Source organism: Pseudohaliea sp., from assembly GCF_040217025.1.
GTDB lineage: Bacteria > Pseudomonadota > Gammaproteobacteria > Pseudomonadales > Halieaceae > Pseudohaliea.
The window spans coordinates 127,074-144,244 of sequence record NZ_JAVJOA010000012.1; the positions used below are offsets into that span (position 1 = coordinate 127,074).

15 protein-coding genes are annotated in these 17,171 nt (G+C 67.7%); 5 read left to right on the forward strand and 10 right to left on the reverse strand.

The window, feature by feature from the left end:
* Nucleotides 1-45 precede the first annotated feature (45 nt).
* Complete coding sequence (hrcA, locus tag RKE50_RS17515; RefSeq protein WP_350038673.1) at nt 46-1,077, reverse strand: heat-inducible transcriptional repressor HrcA; 1,032 nt, start codon at nt 1,075-1,077, stop codon at nt 46-48.
* 136 nt (nt 1,078-1,213) lie between these two features.
* Here hrcA and recN point away from each other — a divergent pair, with 136 nt between their 5' ends.
* Nucleotides 1,214-2,869, forward strand: a complete 1,656-nt coding sequence (gene recN, locus RKE50_RS17520; RefSeq protein ID WP_350038675.1) for a DNA repair protein RecN — start codon at nt 1,214-1,216, stop codon at nt 2,867-2,869.
* Between the two features lie 36 nt (nt 2,870-2,905).
* On the opposite strand, the gene fur is transcribed toward recN, so the two are convergent.
* Nucleotides 2,906-3,331, reverse strand: coding sequence for a ferric iron uptake transcriptional regulator (gene fur, locus RKE50_RS17525; protein ID WP_350038677.1), 426 nt, complete (start codon nt 3,329-3,331; stop codon nt 2,906-2,908).
* Between the two features lie 71 nt (nt 3,332-3,402).
* On the opposite strand from fur, the gene RKE50_RS17530 reads away from it, so the two are divergent.
* A complete protein-coding gene (locus RKE50_RS17530) occupies nt 3,403-3,789 on the forward strand; it encodes an outer membrane protein assembly factor BamE (protein WP_350038679.1) in 387 nt (128 codons plus the stop codon).
* Here the strand turns inward: RKE50_RS17530 and RKE50_RS17535 are convergent.
* From RKE50_RS17535 to RKE50_RS17545, 3 genes are read right to left on the reverse strand one after another with little or no spacing between them, the layout of a single operon-like run.
* The gene (locus tag RKE50_RS17535; RefSeq protein ID WP_350038681.1) at nt 3,786-4,133 is read right to left on the reverse strand and encodes an RnfH family protein; all 348 of its coding nucleotides are present in this window, start codon (nt 4,131-4,133) and stop codon (nt 3,786-3,788) included. The genes RKE50_RS17530 and RKE50_RS17535 overlap by 4 nt on opposite strands.
* On the reverse strand, nt 4,130-4,561 hold the full coding sequence (locus RKE50_RS17540) for a type II toxin-antitoxin system RatA family toxin (protein ID WP_350038683.1): 432 nt from the start codon (nt 4,559-4,561) through the stop codon (nt 4,130-4,132). Before RKE50_RS17540 ends, RKE50_RS17535 begins: the two co-directional genes overlap by 4 nt.
* Nucleotides 4,562-4,589: 28 nt before the next feature.
* Nucleotides 4,590-5,936 carry a sodium-dependent transporter gene (locus RKE50_RS17545; RefSeq protein WP_350038685.1) on the reverse strand — a complete coding sequence of 449 codons (1,347 nt, stop codon included), beginning with the start codon at nt 5,934-5,936 and terminating at the stop codon, nt 4,590-4,592.
* Between the two features lie 142 nt (nt 5,937-6,078).
* Between RKE50_RS17545 and smpB the strand changes: the two genes are divergently transcribed.
* A complete protein-coding gene (gene smpB, locus RKE50_RS17550) occupies nt 6,079-6,561 on the forward strand; it encodes an SsrA-binding protein SmpB (protein WP_350038687.1) in 483 nt (160 codons plus the stop codon).
* A 36-nt stretch (nt 6,562-6,597) separates the two neighbouring features.
* Here the strand turns inward: smpB and RKE50_RS17555 are convergent, their stop codons facing one another.
* From RKE50_RS17555 to RKE50_RS17565, 3 genes are all read right to left on the reverse strand, one after another.
* Entirely contained in the window at nt 6,598-7,407 is an 810-nt protein-coding gene (locus RKE50_RS17555; RefSeq protein ID WP_350038689.1) for a transporter substrate-binding domain-containing protein, read from the reverse strand.
* A gap of 84 nt (nt 7,408-7,491) precedes the next feature.
* The gene (locus RKE50_RS17560; protein WP_350038691.1) at nt 7,492-9,273 is read right to left on the reverse strand and encodes an N-acyl-D-amino-acid deacylase family protein; all 1,782 of its coding nucleotides are present in this window, start codon (nt 9,271-9,273) and stop codon (nt 7,492-7,494) included.
* A 91-nt stretch (nt 9,274-9,364) separates the two neighbouring features.
* Nucleotides 9,365-11,494, reverse strand: a complete 2,130-nt coding sequence (locus RKE50_RS17565; RefSeq protein WP_350038693.1) for a TonB-dependent siderophore receptor — start codon at nt 11,492-11,494, stop codon at nt 9,365-9,367.
* A 204-nt stretch (nt 11,495-11,698) separates the two neighbouring features.
* Here RKE50_RS17565 and RKE50_RS17570 point away from each other — a divergent pair, with 204 nt between their 5' ends.
* Nucleotides 11,699-12,472, forward strand: coding sequence for a ferredoxin--NADP reductase (locus tag RKE50_RS17570; RefSeq protein WP_350038695.1), 774 nt, complete (start codon nt 11,699-11,701; stop codon nt 12,470-12,472).
* 10 nt (nt 12,473-12,482) lie between these two features.
* Here the strand turns inward: RKE50_RS17570 and RKE50_RS17575 are convergent, their stop codons facing one another.
* Nucleotides 12,483-14,759, reverse strand: coding sequence for a TonB-dependent hemoglobin/transferrin/lactoferrin family receptor (locus RKE50_RS17575; protein WP_350038697.1), 2,277 nt, complete (start codon nt 14,757-14,759; stop codon nt 12,483-12,485).
* A gap of 162 nt (nt 14,760-14,921) precedes the next feature.
* On the opposite strand from RKE50_RS17575, the gene RKE50_RS17580 reads away from it, so the two are divergent.
* Nucleotides 14,922-16,115 carry a PepSY-associated TM helix domain-containing protein gene (locus RKE50_RS17580; RefSeq protein ID WP_350038699.1) on the forward strand — a complete coding sequence of 398 codons (1,194 nt, stop codon included), beginning with the start codon at nt 14,922-14,924 and terminating at the stop codon, nt 16,113-16,115.
* 41 nt (nt 16,116-16,156) lie between these two features.
* Here RKE50_RS17580 and RKE50_RS17585 read toward each other — a convergent pair whose 3' ends face one another.
* Entirely contained in the window at nt 16,157-17,170 is a 1,014-nt protein-coding gene (locus tag RKE50_RS17585) for a dihydroorotate dehydrogenase-like protein (protein WP_350038701.1), read from the reverse strand.
* Between the last annotated feature and the right edge of the window lies 1 nt (nt 17,171).

Genomic DNA, 17,171 nt, shown 5'->3' on the forward strand with positions numbered 1-17,171 from the left:
GCCTGCCCCCGACGCGCGGCGCGGGCCGCTCGCCGGCGCGGAGAGCTAGCGGGCGAGCGCCGAGGAGAGCATGCGCGAGGTCACGTCGACGATCGGGATCACCCGGTCGTAGGCCATGCGTGTCGGGCCGATGACGCCGAGCACGCCCAGGGGCCGGCGGCCGTCGCCGTAGGGCGCGGTAATCACGCTGAAGTCGCCGAACACCTCGTAGCCCGCCTCCTCGCCGATGAAGATCTGCACCCCGTCGGCGCGGGTGCAACGCTCGAGCAGGTGAAGAAGGTCCTTCTTGCGCTCGAAGACCTCGAACAGTTCCCGCAGCTTGTCGACATCCTCGGCGCTGGCGCTGTCGAGCAGGTGCGCCTCGCCGGCCACGAGGCAGTCCTCGTCGCGCTCTTCCGGGTCGAGGGCCTGGCTGGCAAGATCCAGCGTCGCCGTCAGGTAGTCGTCGATGCGGCTGCGCGCCTCGCGCATCTCGCCGAGAATCTGCACCTTGACCCGGTCCAGGGGCTGGCCCCCGAAGCGCTGATTGACCAGGGCCGCCGCCGTGCGCAGTTCCTCGTCGGAGAAATCCCGCGCGGTGTGGATAATGCGGTTCTGCACCTCGCGCTCGTTGACCACGAGGATCACCAGCACGCGCCGGTCCGACAGCGGTAGGAACTCCACCTGCCGAAGCTGCTGTGCGTCCTGCCGGGGCACGGTGACGATACCGGCTTGGGAGGTGATGGCAGACAGCAGTGAGGAGGCGCTCTGCACCAGGTCCGTCGAGCTCTTGTCCGGGTTCAGGGCGGAGCGGAGGATATCGACAGAGGCCTCGTCGAGGGCCTGGACCTCGAGCAGGCTGTCAACGAAAAAGCGGTACCCCAGCGCCGTGGGCACGCGCCCGGCACTGGTGTGGGGGGAGTGCAGGTATCCGCGCTCCTCCAGGTCCGACATGACATTGCGGATCGTGGCAGCGCTGACCGGCAGCCCCGCCTCTTCCTGCAGCGTCCGCGACCCCACCGGCTGGCCGTCGCGGATATGCCGCTGCACCAGCACCTTGAGGAGCGTTCGCGCCCTGTCCGAAATTTCCTCGCGCACGGCCATTACGTCGCTTTCGATGCTCGTCTTGTATCACAGCGGGGGGTGCGCGCAAAGCGGCGGCCGGCGCCGATGTTTCCCGCGAGCCGATGTCTGCGGTATAACAGCCTGTCACCCTTGAGGGCGCACCGATTCCATGCTGGTACACCTGGGCATACGCAATTACACGGTGGTCGAGGCTCTCGAGGTGGAGCTCGGGCCGGGCATGACTGCGATTACCGGGGAGACCGGTGCCGGCAAGTCCATCATGCTCGACGCCCTGGGCCTATGCCTCGGCGACCGCGCCGACCCCAGGGCCATCCGCCCGGGCTGCGAGCGCGCCGAGGTGACCGCCACCTTCGACCTCGGCGACCTCCCCGCCGCCCGCGCCTGGCTCGCCGAGCGCGAACTGCCCGCAGAGGAATGCATCCTGCGCCGGGTCATCGCCGGCGACCGTTCCCGGGCCTGGATCAACGGCAGCCCGGCCACACTGCAGCAGTGCGCGGAACTAGGGCGACACCTCGCCGACATCCACAGCCAGCACGCCCACCAGTCCCTGCTGCGGCGCGAGGTCCAGCGGGGCCTGCTGGACAGCTACGCGGGCGCAGGCAAGGCCGCAGCCCACGTCGCGGCCCTCGCCCGGGAGTGGCAGGAGACCCGCGACGCCCTCGAGGCCCTGCGCGGCGCCGGTGACGAGGGTGAAGCGCGGCGGCAGCTGCTCGAATACCAGGTCCGCGAACTCGATGAGCTGGCCCTGGGCGACGACGAGATCGCCACCCTGGAGGCCGAGGAGAAACAGCTGGCGGGCGCCGAGGACATCCTCGCCAGCGCCGGCGAAGCCCGGGAGCTCTGCGAGCAGCTGGAGGCCACGGCGCAGCGTGCGCGGCGGCTGATCGATGCCGGCCAGCACCCGGGCGCCGGCCTCGACAATGCGCGAGAGATGCTGGAGTCGGCCGCCATTCAGGCGGGCGAGGCGCAGTCGGACCTCGAACATTACCTCGACGCGATCGAGATCAACCCGGAACGGCTCGCGGCGACCCAGCAACGCCTGGAGCAGATCTACGCGGTGGCCCGGAAGCACCGGGTGCAGCCGGAGGCGCTGCGCGAGGAGCATGCCACGCTCGCCGCCGAGCTGGCGAAGCTGAGCGGCGGCGAGGCCCAGGCCGAGGCCCTGGCCGCACGCCAGCGCGAGCTGGAGAAGGCCTGGGAGGAAGCCGCCGCGGGGCTGACGACGGCCCGGCGCAAGGCGGCGAAGAAACTCGTGCGCGAGACCAGCAAATCCCTGGACAGCCTGGCCATGGGCCAGTGCAGCTTCGAGGTCAGGCTGGCACCGCGGGAGGCACGCACTCCGCACCCAGCGGGGGCGGAGGCGGTCGAGCTGTTGATTGCCACCAACCCGGGCGCCGCACCCCAGCCCCTGGCCCGCATCGCCTCCGGCGGCGAGCTCTCACGCATCAGCCTGGCCATCCAGGTGGTGACCGCCAGCGCCACCACGGTACCGACGATGGTCTTCGACGAGGTCGATGTCGGCATCGGCGGTGCCGTTGCGGAGGTCGTCGGCCGCCTGCTGCGGCGCCTGGCCGGCGGGGCACAGGTGCTCTGCGTGACTCACCTGCCGCAGGTCGCGGCCCAGGCGCACCGTCAGCTCAAGGTCAGCAAGGAAGGCGACCGCAAAGCGGTACGCACGGCGCTGGCCGTGCTGGACGACAACGGCCGGGTCGAGGAAGTGGCGCGGATGCTCGGCGGTGTGAAGGTGACCGAGCAGACCCTGGCCCACGCGCGGGAAATGCTGGAAGAGGCGGCAGCGGGCTGACGCTGCCGGCAGGGCTAGGTCGGGACCCGGTAAAGGTCAGTTCCCGCCCTGCCCCTTTTTGCGCACGTAGAGGACCAGGGAGTGGTCCACCAGTTCGTAACCGTGCGCATCGGCGATCTGCTGCTGCCGCTCTTCGATGACCTCGTCGTGGAACTCGATCACCTCGTTCGTATCGACGCAGACCATGTGGTCATGGTGCTCGCCCTTGGCCAGCTCGAACACCGAGTGACCGGTCTCGAAGTTGTGCCGGGTCACGAGCCCGGCGGATTCAAACTGCGTAAGCACCCGGTAGACCGTGGCGAGACCCACATCGTCGCCGGCGTCGAGCAGCGCGCGGTAGACATCTTCCGCGCTCATGTGCTGCGAGCTCGCTTCCGCGGCATCGAGAATCTGCAGGATTTTCACGCGCGGCAGCGTGACTTTCAGGCCGGCGTTGCGCAGCTCCTGGTTTTCTTGAGCCATGTCGGGGGTTCTCTGGTCTGACGCGTGCCGGTATGATGCCACCCTTGATTTCCGAGGGAAAGCACCGCCCCATGCGCGTCCTCATCGCCACCCTGCTCCTGCTCTCCGTCGCCGCCTGTGGCTTTGTCGGCTTCCCCGGCGTGTACAAGATCAACATCGAGCAGGGCAACATCATCACCCAGGACATCATCGACCAGCTCGAGCCCGGCATGAGCCGCCGGCAGGTCCGCTTCATCCTGGGCACGCCGCTCGTGGAGGATACCTTCGACCAGGACCGCTGGGACTATCCCTACGAGATCAAGCTCGGTGACGAGATCATCCGCAAGGCCATGGTCACGGTCTACTTCGACGGCGACCGGCTGGTCGACGTGAAAGGGGATTACCTGCCGGCCTGGGCCGCGGGCGCTGGAGAGAACGCAACGGGGACCGCAGAGGCTCCCGCCGCGGACGCGAGCTAGGGCTCCCCGCCCCCGTCAGTCTCTTTCTCGCTCTCTTCGCCGGCACGACGGGCCTTCGCCTTTTCCGCCCGCGCCTTGCGCGCGGCTTTCGGGTCGGCCTTGAGGGGCCGGTAGATCTCCACCCGGTCCCCGGGCTTAAGCGCCTGCTGGGGCGGCACGGCCTGGCCGAAAATGCCGAGACTCGTCCCCGCATCGATCACCAAACCCGGAAATTCCTGCTCGATGCCCGACTGCTGTGCGGCCTCCAGGGCCGTCGTGCCCGCGGTCACCTCGAGCGGAACGATCAGCTGGCGCTCGGGCAGCGCGTAGGCCACCTCGACGGCAAACAGCTCACCCTCACTCATCCATAAAGCTGCCTGGCGCGGCGTACGACCGCGTCCACGAGGTTGTTGGTCACCCGGTCGAAGAGTCGACCTGCGGCGGCCCCGAGCAGGCTCGAGCGCACGGCGAAGTCGAGCTCCAGGGTCACCTTGCAGGCGGCGTCGCCGAGCGCCTGGAAGTGCCAGCGGCCGGCAAAGCGCTCGAAGGGTCCCTCCTTCAACTCGAGGACGATGCTCTCCGGTGCGAGCAGCCGGTTGCGGGTGGTGAAGCTCTGGGCAATGCCGCCGCGGGAAAGGTCGAGGCGCGCCTCCATGCTGGCATCGTCCCGGTGCAGCACCTGCGCGCCCACACAGCCTTCCAGGTACTGCGGGTAGGCCTCGACATCGTTGACGAGGTCGAACAGCTGGCGCTGGGTGTAGGGCAACAGGGCGCTTCGGTTGATGGCGGGCATGCTGCGGTCCGTAGCTTCGGGGCGCCGGTCAGGGGCCCGACACGGCGAGCCAGAACCATACGATAAGCAGCCCCAGCGGGGCAACAAAGCGCAGTTGCAGCAGCCAGGCGCGAAAGAAATGGTCCGACTCGCGGTACAGCACCCGGCGCAGGAACGCCGGGTCCACGCACCAGCCGACGAAGGTCGCCGCGGCGAGCGCACCGAGGGGAATCAGCCAGGCGGTCGTAGCCTGCTCGAGCAGCGGCAGCAGGCCCGCAAGCGGCGAGTCGGGGACGAGGGAGAAGGCGACTGCGAGCGCCAGCAGCCAGGCGGCAAGGCCGGCGGCGAGCGCGCCCTGCCAGCGCCGCCAGCGCAGGCGCTGGCAGAGCGTGGCCACGGCCGGCTCCAGCAGCGCGACCGCCGTACCCAGGGCGGCCAGCGCTACAAGCAGGAAGAACAGCATGCCGTAGGCATCGCCCTCGCGCAGGTTGCCGAAGGCATAAGGCAGGCTGACAAAAAGCAGTCCGGGCCCCATATCGGGGGCAATGTTGTTCGCAAAAACGACCGGGAAGATGGCCACGCCCGCGGCGAGTGCCGCCGCGCAGTCGAACACCGCGACGGCGAGCACGGAGCGGCCGAGGGGCAGCCGTGGCGGGGCGTAGCTGCCGTAGCTGATGCCCACGCCCAACCCCACCCCGAGCGTAAACAGCGCCTGGCCGAAGGCGACGAAGAGGGCTTCATCGTGGAAATCCAGCGGCTGCGTGGAAAAGAGAAAGGCCTGGGCGGCCGCCAGGTCGCCGTGGACGAGGGCAAAGTCGATGAGGAGCCAGAACAGCGCCATGATCGACGGCACCAGCAACCAGGCCAGGGCTCCGAGGCCGCGGCGCACGCCCGCCGCGGAAACGGCAATGGCCACCGCAAGAAACAGTGACTGCCAGGCCAGCATGCGCCAGGGGGCGGCGAGCAGGCCGTCGAGGAAGCCGCTCACGTCCCGCGGGCTGGCCGCGGCGAAGGTACCCCGCGCCAGGTGCCAGGCGTAGGTCAGGGACCAACCGCCCACCACCGCGCCGTAGCCCAGCACGGCCAGGGCCGTGACCGCTGCGAGCAAACCCCACGCGCCCCAGCCGGCGCCGAGGCGCGCCTGCCGTGCCGCCGAGGCCCAGGCCATGGGTGGCGCGGCACGGCCGAGGCTGCCGATGGCCACCTCGGCGATCACCACGGGCACCGCCATCAGCAGCAGCCCGGCGAGGTAGGCCAGGAGGAACGGCGTGCCACCGTGGCTGCCCAGCAGGTAGGCAAAGCGCCAGAGATTGCCGAGACCGACCGCCGCCCCCGCCAGGGCAAACACAAAGGTCGAGCGCGAGTGCCAGGCTCCTGGAGGGTCGGTAAGCTGCACGGTGGCGGTGGAACTCCTTGTTCGCAGGGTTGGCCGGCAGGGTCGCTAGCGTCGGGCCCGGACAGCCTGCCGCCGGGGCCCGCCGGTGAAAAGAGCAACATTCACGTTCCCCCACCGGGGGCGCTACGTATAATGCCGCCCCATGTCAAAAAAGAAACGCAAAACGCCCGATAATGTCATTGTCCAGAACAAGCGCGCCCGCTTCGACTACGAGTTCCTCGAGACCTTCGAGGCCGGCATCGCCCTGGAGGGCTGGGAAGTGAAGGCGCTTCGCGCCGGCAAGGTACAGCTCACCGACTCCTATGTCCTCATGAAGGACGGTGAGGCCTTCCTGCTGGGCTCGCAGATCACGCCGCTGGATACCACGTCCGCGCACACGGTGGCGGACCCGGCCCGCACCCGCAAACTGCTGCTGCACAAGAAGGAACTGGCGAAGATCCTGGCCGCTACGGCGCAGAAGGGGCAGACCTGCGTGTGCACGCAGCTCTACTGGAAGAAGCATCTCGTCAAGGCGCGCGTTGCCCTGGCCCGCGGCAAGCAGACCCACGACAAGCGGGATACTTCCAAGGAGCGCGACTGGAACCGGCAGAAGCAGCGCATCCTGCGCGACACCGTCAAGCAGTGAGCGGCACCCGGCCCGCGCCGGGTGCCGCCCGTGAGGTCAGGGCAGCGCTGCGATCCAGCCGCTGTTTTCCATCCACTTCTTGCGCAGCGCCATGAGCAGGCCGGTGCGCTCGTAGGCGTCGAGGTAGTTATCGACGAGGCCGGCAAACTGCGCGTCCCCGGCGTTCACGGCGATGCCCAGGGGTTCGACCGTGAGCGGCTCGTCCAGGGTGACCAGGTCGGCATCGGGGTGACGCATGACCGCGAGCAGGCAGGTGGGCATGTCCGCCACGAGCCCCGAGACCTCGCCGGCCTGGATCATGGCCACGGCACTGGCGTAGTCGTCCACCTCGACGAGCTCGGCGTTCGGTGCTGCCTCGCGCACGAAGGTCGCGCTGGTGGAGTTGGCCAGCGCCGCGAGCTTGACGTCCTGGCTGGCGAGGTCGCCCGTGGCAAAGCGCTCTACCACGTCGCCGCGGGTGAGGATGGACTTCCCGGAGAGCATGTACGGGCCGACGAAGGTGGCGTCGACGGCGCGCTCGGGGGTAATCGCCATGCCGGAGATGACCAGGTCGACCTCGCCCTCCTCCAGCGCGCCCATGAGCTCACCGAAGGGCATCTTCTCGATCCGCAGGTCGACGCGCATGGCGTTGGCGAGGGCCCGGGCGAGGTCCACGTCGAGGCCCATGAAGTTGCCCTCGCGGTTGACCGCGTTCATGGGCGGCTGGTCGCCGGACATGCCGACTACCAGGGTGCGGCTCTCGAGGACGCGCTCCAGGGCCGCGTCGTCTGCCCGGGCAGCACCGGCGCCCAGGGCAAAGGCCAGGCACAGCGCGGCCATGGCCGCGGCGAAAAAAGGACGAATCATTGACTATCTCCTCGTTGACGGGGGGTTCCCCGGGTTGTAGCAGTCATTTATAGCTGTGAACTGTGACGCTCTTGCGATGGTGCTTTAGGCGGCGCTCTGCAGGGCGCCGCGACCGGCGCGGACCAGCCGGCCGGGCCGGGCGCCGGTGAGCCGGTCGTCGGTCACGACGGTCTCTCCGGCGACGATGATCGCACGGTAACCCGCGGCATCCTGCAACAGCCGCTGACCACCCGCCGGTAGGTCCTGCACCATGCGCGGGGCGAACAAACGCAGACGCTCGTAGTCGATCACGTTGATGTTGGCCTTGAGGCCCGGGCGCAGCCGGCCGCGGTCGTTGAGCCCGGCGTAGTCGGCGATGTCCGCCGTGAGCCGGCGCACGGCGTCGGCCAGCGGCAGCCGCGCGCCCCGATCGCGGTCCCGCGTCCAGTAGCTCAGCAGGTAGGTGGGAAAGCTCGAGTCGCAGATCGTGCCCACGTGCGCGCCGCCGTCCGACAGGCCCATGATCGACAGCGGGTGCTGCATCATCGTGTGCAGGTTGTCGAAGCTCATCTCCGTGTAGTTGTAGATCGGGAAGTAAAGAAGCGCCCTGCCCTCGTCCTCCAGGAGCAGGTCGTAGATCATCTCGAGGGCGGGGATGCCGCGCTCCTCGGCCATGTGCAGCAACGAGGTCTCGGCGGTCTGCTCGTAGTCCGGGTTGTCGCCGAGCAGGAAGGTCTTGCTGGCGACGTAGTCGATGGCGGCCATGAGCGCATCGACGATCGGCGGCACCGGCGTGCCGTCACCCGCCAGTTTCTCGCTTTCCTCTCCGAGGAGCCGGCGCTTGAAGGCCGGGTCGCGCATGCGCGCCACGCGCTCGCCAAGCGGTAGCTGGCTGATGGCCTTGTAGCTCGGGAAGCCGATAAAGGGGTGGAAGGTGCACTGCAGCCCGGTGATCACGCCGATGCCCCGGGGCGCCACCTGCAGGCGGATATCGAGGCCGTTGGCATGGGCCTGCTCTGCGCGTTCGATGATTCTCAGCCACTGGTCCGGGGCGAAGTCCCGCTGCATCAGCGACAGGGAGAAGGGCCGGCCACCGGCGCCGCGGGCAAAGGCCTCGAGAATATCGAACTCGCGGTCGAAGGCATCGCCCTCCCGCTCGAGATCGAAGTCGTTGACGGCCTGCAGCACGCCGTGGTCGAGACCCTGGAAGGCGGCGGCGATGCCCGCGAGCTCCTCGGCGGTAGCCTCGGAGGACGGGGTCCACTCCCCGTCGGCGCTGCGGTGCACGTCGGAACGGCCGGTGGAAAAGCCGATGGCGCCGGCCTCTAGCGCCTCCCGAGTCAGCCGGCGCATCGCGTCGATGTCTTCCGGCGTGGCGGCCTCGTTGAACACCGCCCGCTCACCCATGACGTAGACCCGCAGCGGGTCATGCGTGACCTGCACGGCAAAATCGATGGCGTGCGGCTTGCGCTCCAGCGCGTCGAGGTAGTCAGGCAGGCTCTCCCAGTCCCAGCTCATCCCCTCGGTCAGGGCGATGCCGGGGATGTCCTCCACGCCCTCCATCAGGCGCACGAGCCTGTCCCGGTCCTCGCGGCGCACCGGCGCGAAACCGACACCGCAGCTGCCCATGACCACGGTGCTGACGCCATGATTGATGCTGGGGCGGAGCTCCGGGTCCCAGGACACCTGGCCGTCGTAGTGAGTGTGCAGGTCGATGAAGCCCGGCGTGACGATATGGCCGCCTGCGTCCAGCGTTTCCCGGGCTTCGCCGGGGCAGTCACCCACGGCGACGATGACGCCGTCGCGCACCGCGATATCCGCCTGCCGCGGCTCTCCGCCATCGCCGTCGTAGACCGTACCGCCGGTGATTTTGAGGTCGTAGACCATGGCCTGCTCCCGGATCGTTATCGTTATACCGAACCGGAGTGTAGGAGCGGCGCCCGTCAGCGTCCAGCCGGCGGCCTCCGCGCGGCCCCTCTCAGAAGTTGTACCGAAGCTGGCCGATGACTTCCCGTGGCGTGCCCGGGAAATGGCCCGTGCGGTCGATGAAACCGCTCACCGCATAGGTCTCGTCGAGCAGGTTGCGGACATTGAGCTGGAAGGTGATGCGCTCCCAGGTCGTCGTCCAGCTGGCGTCGAAGATCGTGTAGGGCTTCACCCGCTGGCCACTGAAGCTGAACTGCTCGCTCACGTAATCCGCGCCCAGGGCAACCGCCGAGTTGATGGACGGGATCGCATAACGCGCCCAGATGCCGAACTGGTGTTCCGGCGCATTCACGAAGCGCTGGCCGTCACCAAAGGTATTGCCGATGCTGTCGTTTTCGACCCCTTCCACGACCCGCGTATCGTTGTAGGCGTAGTTGGCGGTCATGGTCAGTCGCTCCGTCAGATCCCCCACGAGCGTGAGTTCCACGCCCTCGCTCTCCACCTCGCCGAGGTTCAGGAGCGCCGGCTCGCCGTCATCGGGGCCGACATCGGCAGGGTTCGCCTGTGCCACGTCCTCCTTGGTGATCTGGTAGAGCGCCGCCGTGGTCATGATGGCACCACCCGCCCATTCCTGCTTCCAGCCCAGCTCGTGCTGGATTCCCCGCTCCGGATCGAGCGCCGCGCCCTCCGAGGAAACGAATTCCTGGCTGCGCAGGGAAGTGGGATTGAAGCTCTCCGAGTAGTTGTAATAGAGCGTCGTGTTATCCAGGGGCTGGTAGATCAGTCCCGCGCGCGGTGCGATGTTGTCATCGGAGAATTCGAAGCCGCTGGCCTTGTCGCGATCGCTGAAGTCGTCGTAGCGCAGGCCAAGCAGCAGATGCCAGTGCTCGCCGAAGGACAGGTAGTCCTGCACGTAGAGTCCGTAGCGCTCCGTTTCCGCGCCATCGGTGTTGAGGTCCGTCAGGCGGTAGCTGGCGGGGTCCGTCTCCCCGTACTTGGGGTTGAACACGTTGAGGTCGCGGACGTTGTCGGCCTCGTAGCGGGCGCGCAGGTAATCGTACTCCGTCTCCACGTCGAACCAGTCGCCGCCGAAGAGGAACTTGTGCCCGACGCCACCGGTGGCAAACTCCCAGGTGAAATCCGTGGTCAGGCTGACCTCTTCGTTGGCGCGGAACTGATCGCGGAACTCCCGGCGGATGACCCCATCGTCGACGTTGGCGACGCCATCGCCATTCGCATCTACCCAGCCCCGGGGCTCGTGATACTCCTGGCCGCGCTCGTTGTCGAGGTAGCGCAAGGTGCTCCGGACTGAGAAACCGCTGCCGAAATCGTGTTCCAGGATCGCCTGGAAGACCTGTGCCTCGAGGTCCTGGAAATCGCTCGCCTCGTTGGTGTTGAACTCGCGGCTGACAATGAAATCGCCGCTGTCATCGGCGAGCACACCACGCAGCCGGTTACCGCCGAGATCCTGGTCGATGTAGTCCATCATCGCAGTCAGGCGGGTGTCCGGCGTCAGCTGAAACAGCAGGCCGGCATTCACCTGCAGGTTGGCGGAATCGGCGTTATTGCGGAAGCTGTCCTGCTCCTCGTAGAAAGCGGCCACCCGGTAGGCGACCCGGTCGCTGAGCCCGCCGCGGGAATCCAGCGCCGCCCCCATGAGGGAGAAGTTGCCGCCGGTCACCATCAGCTCATGCTCTTCCTCGAAGGTGGGCTTCTTGGTGACATAATTGATCATGCCGCCCGGCTCGCCGCCGCCGTAGAGCGCTGCCGACGGCCCCTTGAGCACCTCGACACGCTCGATGTTGTAGATCTGCGGCACGCTGAAGCCGGAGAAGGGATCCCCGCGCACACCGTCGTAGAACACGTTGCTGTCGTCGCGAAAACCGCGAAAGGTGATGCCGGAATAGGAGAATTCGCTGACCCCCGCAATCGAGCGGTAGAGGTCAGTGATGTCGCGCGCCGCCTGGTCGATGATGAGCTGCTCGGGCAGCACCTGCGCCGACTGCGGCAGGTCCATGACATCGAGATCCAGCTTGGAGCCCACCGAAGTGCGCTTTTCGAGGTAGAACGCCTGCGCGCGCCCGGTGACCAGCACCTCCTCCAGCGCCGGTTCCTGGGCTGCCGCGCTTGCGCTGACGAGGACTGCGACTACCCCGCCGACCCTTGCAAACCCCCTGTTCAACGTCACACCCTCCCTTTTTTCAATTGCGAATGAGTATGCGTATCATTTACTATAAAATCAAGAAGCAAAGTGAACTAGTTGCTGTCTTCTGCAGTAATGTCGTTGATAACGCGGTCTGTTCGCTTGCGCCTTGTCGGGCCTGCCGACCGCAAGTCAGCCCGCAGCGGGCGCTCAATAGGCGCCGAAGCACCTGAGGAGAAACGCATGGCAGCCGTCGAAGCGGCCACAGTGACCTGGGTACACCACTGGAACGATCGCCTGTTCAGTTTCGCAACCGAGCGCAACCCTGCCTTCCGTTTCGAGAACGGCCATTTCACGATGGTCGGCATCGAGGTGGACAACAAGCCCGCCATGCGGGCCTACAGCATCGCGAGCGCGAACTACGAGGACCACCTCGAGTTCCTCAGCATCAAGGTGCCCGACGGGCTGCTAACCTCGCGGCTGCAGCACATCCAGGCCGGCGATACCGTGCTGCTGGGCAAGAAACCCGTGGGCTCGCTGGTGCTCACCGACCTGCACCCGGGCCGCAACCTCTACCTGTTCGCCACCGGCACCGGCCTCGCCCCCTTCATGGCCATCGTCCGCGACCCCGATGCCTACGCTCGCTACGACCACGTCGTCCTCGTCCACGGCGTCCGCCAGGTCAGCGACCTGGCGTATCGCGATTACCTGGCCAAGGAACTGCCCGAGCATCCCTACCTCGGTGAGGTTGTCCGGGAGAAATTCCGCTACTACCCGACGGTGACCCGCGAGCCCTTCGAGCACCAGGGCCGCATCACCGACCTCATCGCCAGCGGCCGGCTTACGGGCGACCTGGGGCTGCCCCCGCTCGACCCGGCGAGCGACCGGGCCATGATCTGCGGCAGCATCGCCATGCTGGAAGACCTGTCCCGGCTGCTGGATGAGCGCGGCTTCTCCGTCTCGCCCAGCCAGGGCACCGCCGGCGACTACGTCATCGAACGGGCGTTCGTCGGCTAGCCGCGCCCCCTCACCAGTTCGCCCGCAGCGTCACACCGATATTGCGCCCAGGCCGGGTAAAGCGCTCGGGGTTGTTGGGCGCACCGCTGTTGACCTCAGCAATCCCCGCCGTGTCGGCCCAGCGCAGGTAGGTTTCGTCGAGTAGATTGAACACGCCGATGTCCAGCTGCAGGTTGTCGCGCAGGTCGACGTGAGCGAGCAGATCGAGGACATGGTAGCTGTCCGAGGCCACCCGGGGACCGTCGATATCGTCCCGGTCCTTTTCCGCCGCGTAAGTCCAGACCAGTTCCGCCTCCCAGCGCGCCTGCACCGGCGCCCAGCGCAGTCCGAGCACGGCGTTGAAGGGATCGACCGTGTTCACGGGCACGCCGTTCTCGGCCTCGCCCTCGGCCCAGGCCGCCGCCGTCTCCAGCGTCAGGGCCGCAAGAGCCGGCGTCAGCGCGCCAAGGTTCAGCCGGCCGCGGAACTCCAGCCCCTGGATTTCGACGCCGCCGCGGTTGACGGACTGGAATGTCAGCAGGCCGTCGCTGGGGTCGATGCCGCCGGTGGCGAGGAAGGCCGGCGCCAGCGCATTGGCCTCGATGAAATTGTCGTAGTCCGTGCGGAACGCCGCGAACTGTGCCTGTCCCCAATCGCTGTTAAGGCGCAGTCCGATTTCCAGGCCCTCGCTGGTCTCGCTCTCGAGGTTGGGCGCGGTAATCGACTTGTAGCCACCAAGGAAGTTCGAAAAGCCCACATTGACGTCGTCATAAGGCGGTGCGCGGAAGCCCTCGCTGTAGCGCGCCCAGCCTGACACCGCGTCCGTGAAACGGTAGAGCGCGCCCAGCTTCAACGTCAGGTCACTATCGTCATAGTCTTCCGGCGGCGCGACACCCGGGTTGCCCTCGAAATAGAGGCCATCCGCCGAGACATCGGCGGTATAGTCGTCGTAGCGCAGGCCCGGCGTTACCCGCAGGCGGCCATCCAGCATGACGATTTCATCCTGCAGGAAGAACGCCCGGTTCTCTACCTCGGTATTCGGAAAATCACGCGTCGGCAGGGGGTTGAACTCGAATTGCGTGACCCCGGTCAGCACGTCGACCGTCGAGCCGTCGCGGATGTTCTCGTTCTCCGTGCGGTACCAGTCGATGCCCGCGGTCACCGTATGCCGCATGCCGCCGAAGGCGAGTGTCCGGGTGCCCTGGGCGAAGAGCCCCTGGATCTCCTGCTCGAAGGTCGAGAAGCGTTCGCGCTGCAGGGACCGGAAACCCGGCGCTGTCTGGTCTTCGAAGGTGGCCTGGAAGGTATCCGACGCTTGCCGGTAGATCGTGACACGCGCCGAATCCACCAGGCCACCGGCGTTGTCGTAGCGGTACTCCAGGCTATAGCGCTCGCGCTCCCGCTCGTCGCTCGAGAAGCGGCTATCGGTGACCGTGCCGCGCGCTATCGTCCCGAAATCCGACAGCAGCGTGCTGTCGACGGTACTCTCGAAGCGCTCCAGGCCGAGAATCAGCTCGTGGCCCTCGGCGGGCATGAACGCGAGCTTGGCGCCCAGGGTTTCCGTGTCAATGGACTGCGGGTCCGCTTCGCTGCGCTCCGGGCCGTTGCCGCCGATGCTGCCGCCGGTCTCGGTCTCGTCACCGGTGCGGTAGGTGTAGTTGATGAGCCCGGCGAAGCGGTCGCTGCCGTAGGCCCCCGTCACCGCGCCGATGTAGCTGTTGTCCTCGCTGGAGTAGCCGGTCTTCAGGCCGAGGTAGGCCGGGTCGCCATCGGCCAGGTAATCCCTCGGCGAACGGGTAGTGATGGCGACCACCCCGCCCAACGCGTCGCTACCGTAGAGCGTCGACACCGGGCCCCGTGCAATCTCCACCCGCGAGACCGTGTCTACATCCACGAAGTCGCGCCGTGCCGACAGGAACGGTCCGAAGGAGAACTCCTCCGGCATGCGGATGCCATCGACCATGGTCAGCACCCGGTTGCCGCCCACGCCGCGGATGGTGAACCCCTCCAGGCCGAAGCGGCTGCCCGTGCCGCCCACACTCACGCCGGGCTCGTAGCGCACGAGATCCTGGATGTCCCTGACGATCTGCCGCTCGATATCCTCGCGGCCGTAGACGGAAATGGTCGCCTCCACCTCGTCGAGGGTGCGCTCCGTGCGGGTACCGACGACGGTGACCGTTTCGAGGGAGGGCAGCAGCTGGCGCCCCTCCTCGTTGCTGTCGGCCACCGCGTACGCGGTGGCCAGAGGCGCGAGGACAACGCCCAGGCAGGACCAGCGGCGGCGGGCGGGGGGTGACGGGTAGGGCACGGCAAACCTCCATTCTCATGCGTAAATGCGAATCATACGCATTTGATTAAAGGTTACCATTCCGAGGCTGTCAAGCCCGGGGGTGGAGGCCTGCCGTCACCGGGTTGTCCTTGTCCATTTTTTGCGTATGATTCTCATTCTTTTTCAGGAGTCCCACACGCGTTGCCAGTTCCTGCCGCCAACCCGCGCACGAGCCGCCCGCGGCCGCGAACGCTGCGCAAGCGTCTCTATGGCTGGCACAGCTGGGCCGGATTCCAGCTGGCCCTGCTCAGCTTCATCGTCCTGCTGTCCGGTACCCTCGCGGTGCTGGGGGATGAAATCGATTGGCTGCTGGACGAGAACCGGCGCATCGAAGCTTTCGAGGGTCGGCCCGCCTGGTCTGCCATGTACGCCACAGTTCGCGACCGCTACCCGGGCCGGCCGGTGCAGATGCTGTCGCTCGGCGAACTGCCGACCATGGCCGCCCAGGCACGGATCCGCCTCGAGGACGGCCGGCCGCGGCGCCTGTTCCTCGACCCGGCCAGCGGCGCGGTGCTCGGCGAGGGGCACTGGTTATCCGTGCAGCGCGTGCTGCGGGACTTCCATCGCTATCTGTTCATCATTCCGTCGGGACTGGGGCTACCGCTGGTCACGGTGGTTGCCCTGGTCCTCGCCGTGCAACTGGCGACGGGGCTGGTGACCGTCCGCAAGTGGGGCTCGGGACTGGTCACCCTGCGCGCAAACCGCGGCCTGCGCGTGTTCCTCGGTGACCTGCACCGAAGCACCGGCCTGTGGTCAACGTGGTTCACCGCCCTCATGGTCGTCACCAGCCTCTGGTACTTCGCGGAATGGGTAATTCATTCCGGCGGCGGCCGCGCCGCCGCCCCCATGGCCGCCGTGTCCGCCCCGGCGGGGCCGGCGGCGCGGCTGCGACCGCTCGGCGACTACGTGGCTGCCGCGGAGCGCGCCTACCCCGGCTTTGAGCCCCGGAGCATTCTTTTCCCGGACGAACGCCGGGCACAGCTGATCATAACGGGGCGCGGCGGCGACTGGCTGGTCAGGGACCGCGCCGCCCGCGTTACCGTCGATGCGCGGGACGCCCGGGTCCTGGCGGTGCAGCAGCCCGGATCACTCACCACCCTCGAATACCTGGCCGATCTCGCCGACCCGTGGCACTTCGGCGACGTGGGCGGCCTGGCCACGAAGCTGCTGTGGTTCGTCTTCGGCCTCGTGCTCACGGGGCTCTCGGCAACCGGCGTGTGGCTGACCTGGCGCCGGACACGCGCCGGTCCCTCGCGCTGGCATGCGCTATCCGGGGGCATGCTCCTGGTTGCCGCGGTTTTCGGTACCGGCTACGTGACCCGCTATCTCGGCTGACTGCCCGCTCCGGCACCCGCCGGGTCGTGGTCCCGGGCCATTCAGTAGCGCACCCCGGGCGGCACGCTGTAGTTCTCCAGCACCTGCACGTAGTTCGCGCGGGCGTAGGCCGCCGGGTCCGGCGCATGCTGGCAGCTGAGGCTGCCCTTGAGCTGGGTCACCGAGTCGTACTCGCGCTCCTCCAGCCAGCGCCCGAGGGCGTCGAGCATGGCGGCCAGGGCCACGGGGCCCTCGCGCAGCAGCACGCTGCAAAGGTGAACCACATCGGCGCCGGCGAGCAGCGCCTTGAGGGCATCGTCGGCACTGTGGAAACCGCCGGTGACGGCGATCCCGCAGCGCGTGTGGCCGCGCAGCATGGCCGTCCAGCGCACGCGCAGAAGCGCTTCTTCTGCCGTGGAGAGTGCGAGGCGCGGGACCACCCCGAGGGTCTCGAGATCGATGTCCGGCTGGTAGAAGCGGTTGAACAGGGCCACGCCGCGCACGCCCTCCCGCTCCAGGCCCTGCACGAGGTGCAGGGGCGCGGTGAACTGCGACGATAGCTTCACGGCCACCGGCAGGTCCACCGCGGCCACCAGGCTCCGAGCGACGGCGAGGTAGCGCGCCTCCACGCTGGCGGCCGTATCCGAGGGATCCCCGGCGAGGTAGTAGATGTTCAGCTCCAGCGCATCGGCCCCCGCCTCCGCCAGCGCCGCGGCGTGGCCGAGCCAGCCCCCATCGGTGGTGCCGTTCAGGCTGGCAATGACCGGGATCTCCAGCGACTCCTTGAGCCGTCGCAGCCGCTCGAGGTAGGTCTCCTCGGTGCCCTGGAAACGGGCCGGCAGGGGCCGGAAGCTGTCGGCTTCCCCGTGCCCGATACCCTGGTCGTCGAGGAAGCGCGTGAGCCGCTCTTCCTCGGCGATGATCGTTTCCTCGAACAGTGACGGCAGAACGATGGCTGCCGCGCCCGCGTCTTCGAGGCGCCGGGCGCTGTCGAGGTCGCCGGTAAGCGGCGACGAGGACGGTACCAGCGGGTTCTTGAGGGGTAGGCCGAGATAGGCGCTGCTCAGGTCTGCCATG

Bases quoted from the DNA above. Each gene is read 5' to 3' on its own strand.
- smpB (WP_350038687.1), top strand. From the start codon at position 6,079: ATGTCAAAAAAGAAACGCAAAACGCCCGATAATGTCATTGTCCAGAAC.
- RKE50_RS17585 (WP_350038701.1), bottom strand. From the start codon at position 17,170: ATGGCAGACCTGAGCAGCGCCTATCTCGGCCTACCCCTCAAGAACCCG.
- recN (WP_350038675.1), top strand. From the start codon at position 1,214: ATGCTGGTACACCTGGGCATACGCAATTACACGGTGGTCGAGGCTCTC.
- RKE50_RS17570 (WP_350038695.1), top strand. From the start codon at position 11,699: ATGGCAGCCGTCGAAGCGGCCACAGTGACCTGGGTACACCACTGGAAC.
- RKE50_RS17540 (WP_350038683.1), bottom strand. From the start codon at position 4,561: ATGCCCGCCATCAACCGAAGCGCCCTGTTGCCCTACACCCAGCGCCAG.
- RKE50_RS17560 (WP_350038691.1), bottom strand. From the start codon at position 9,273: ATGGTCTACGACCTCAAAATCACCGGCGGTACGGTCTACGACGGCGAT.
- RKE50_RS17530 (WP_350038679.1), top strand. From the start codon at position 3,403: ATGCGCGTCCTCATCGCCACCCTGCTCCTGCTCTCCGTCGCCGCCTGT.
- fur (WP_350038677.1), bottom strand. From the start codon at position 3,331: ATGGCTCAAGAAAACCAGGAGCTGCGCAACGCCGGCCTGAAAGTCACG.
- RKE50_RS17555 (WP_350038689.1), bottom strand. From the start codon at position 7,407: ATGATTCGTCCTTTTTTCGCCGCGGCCATGGCCGCGCTGTGCCTGGCC.
- RKE50_RS17535 (WP_350038681.1), bottom strand. From the start codon at position 4,133: ATGAGTGAGGGTGAGCTGTTTGCCGTCGAGGTGGCCTACGCGCTGCCC.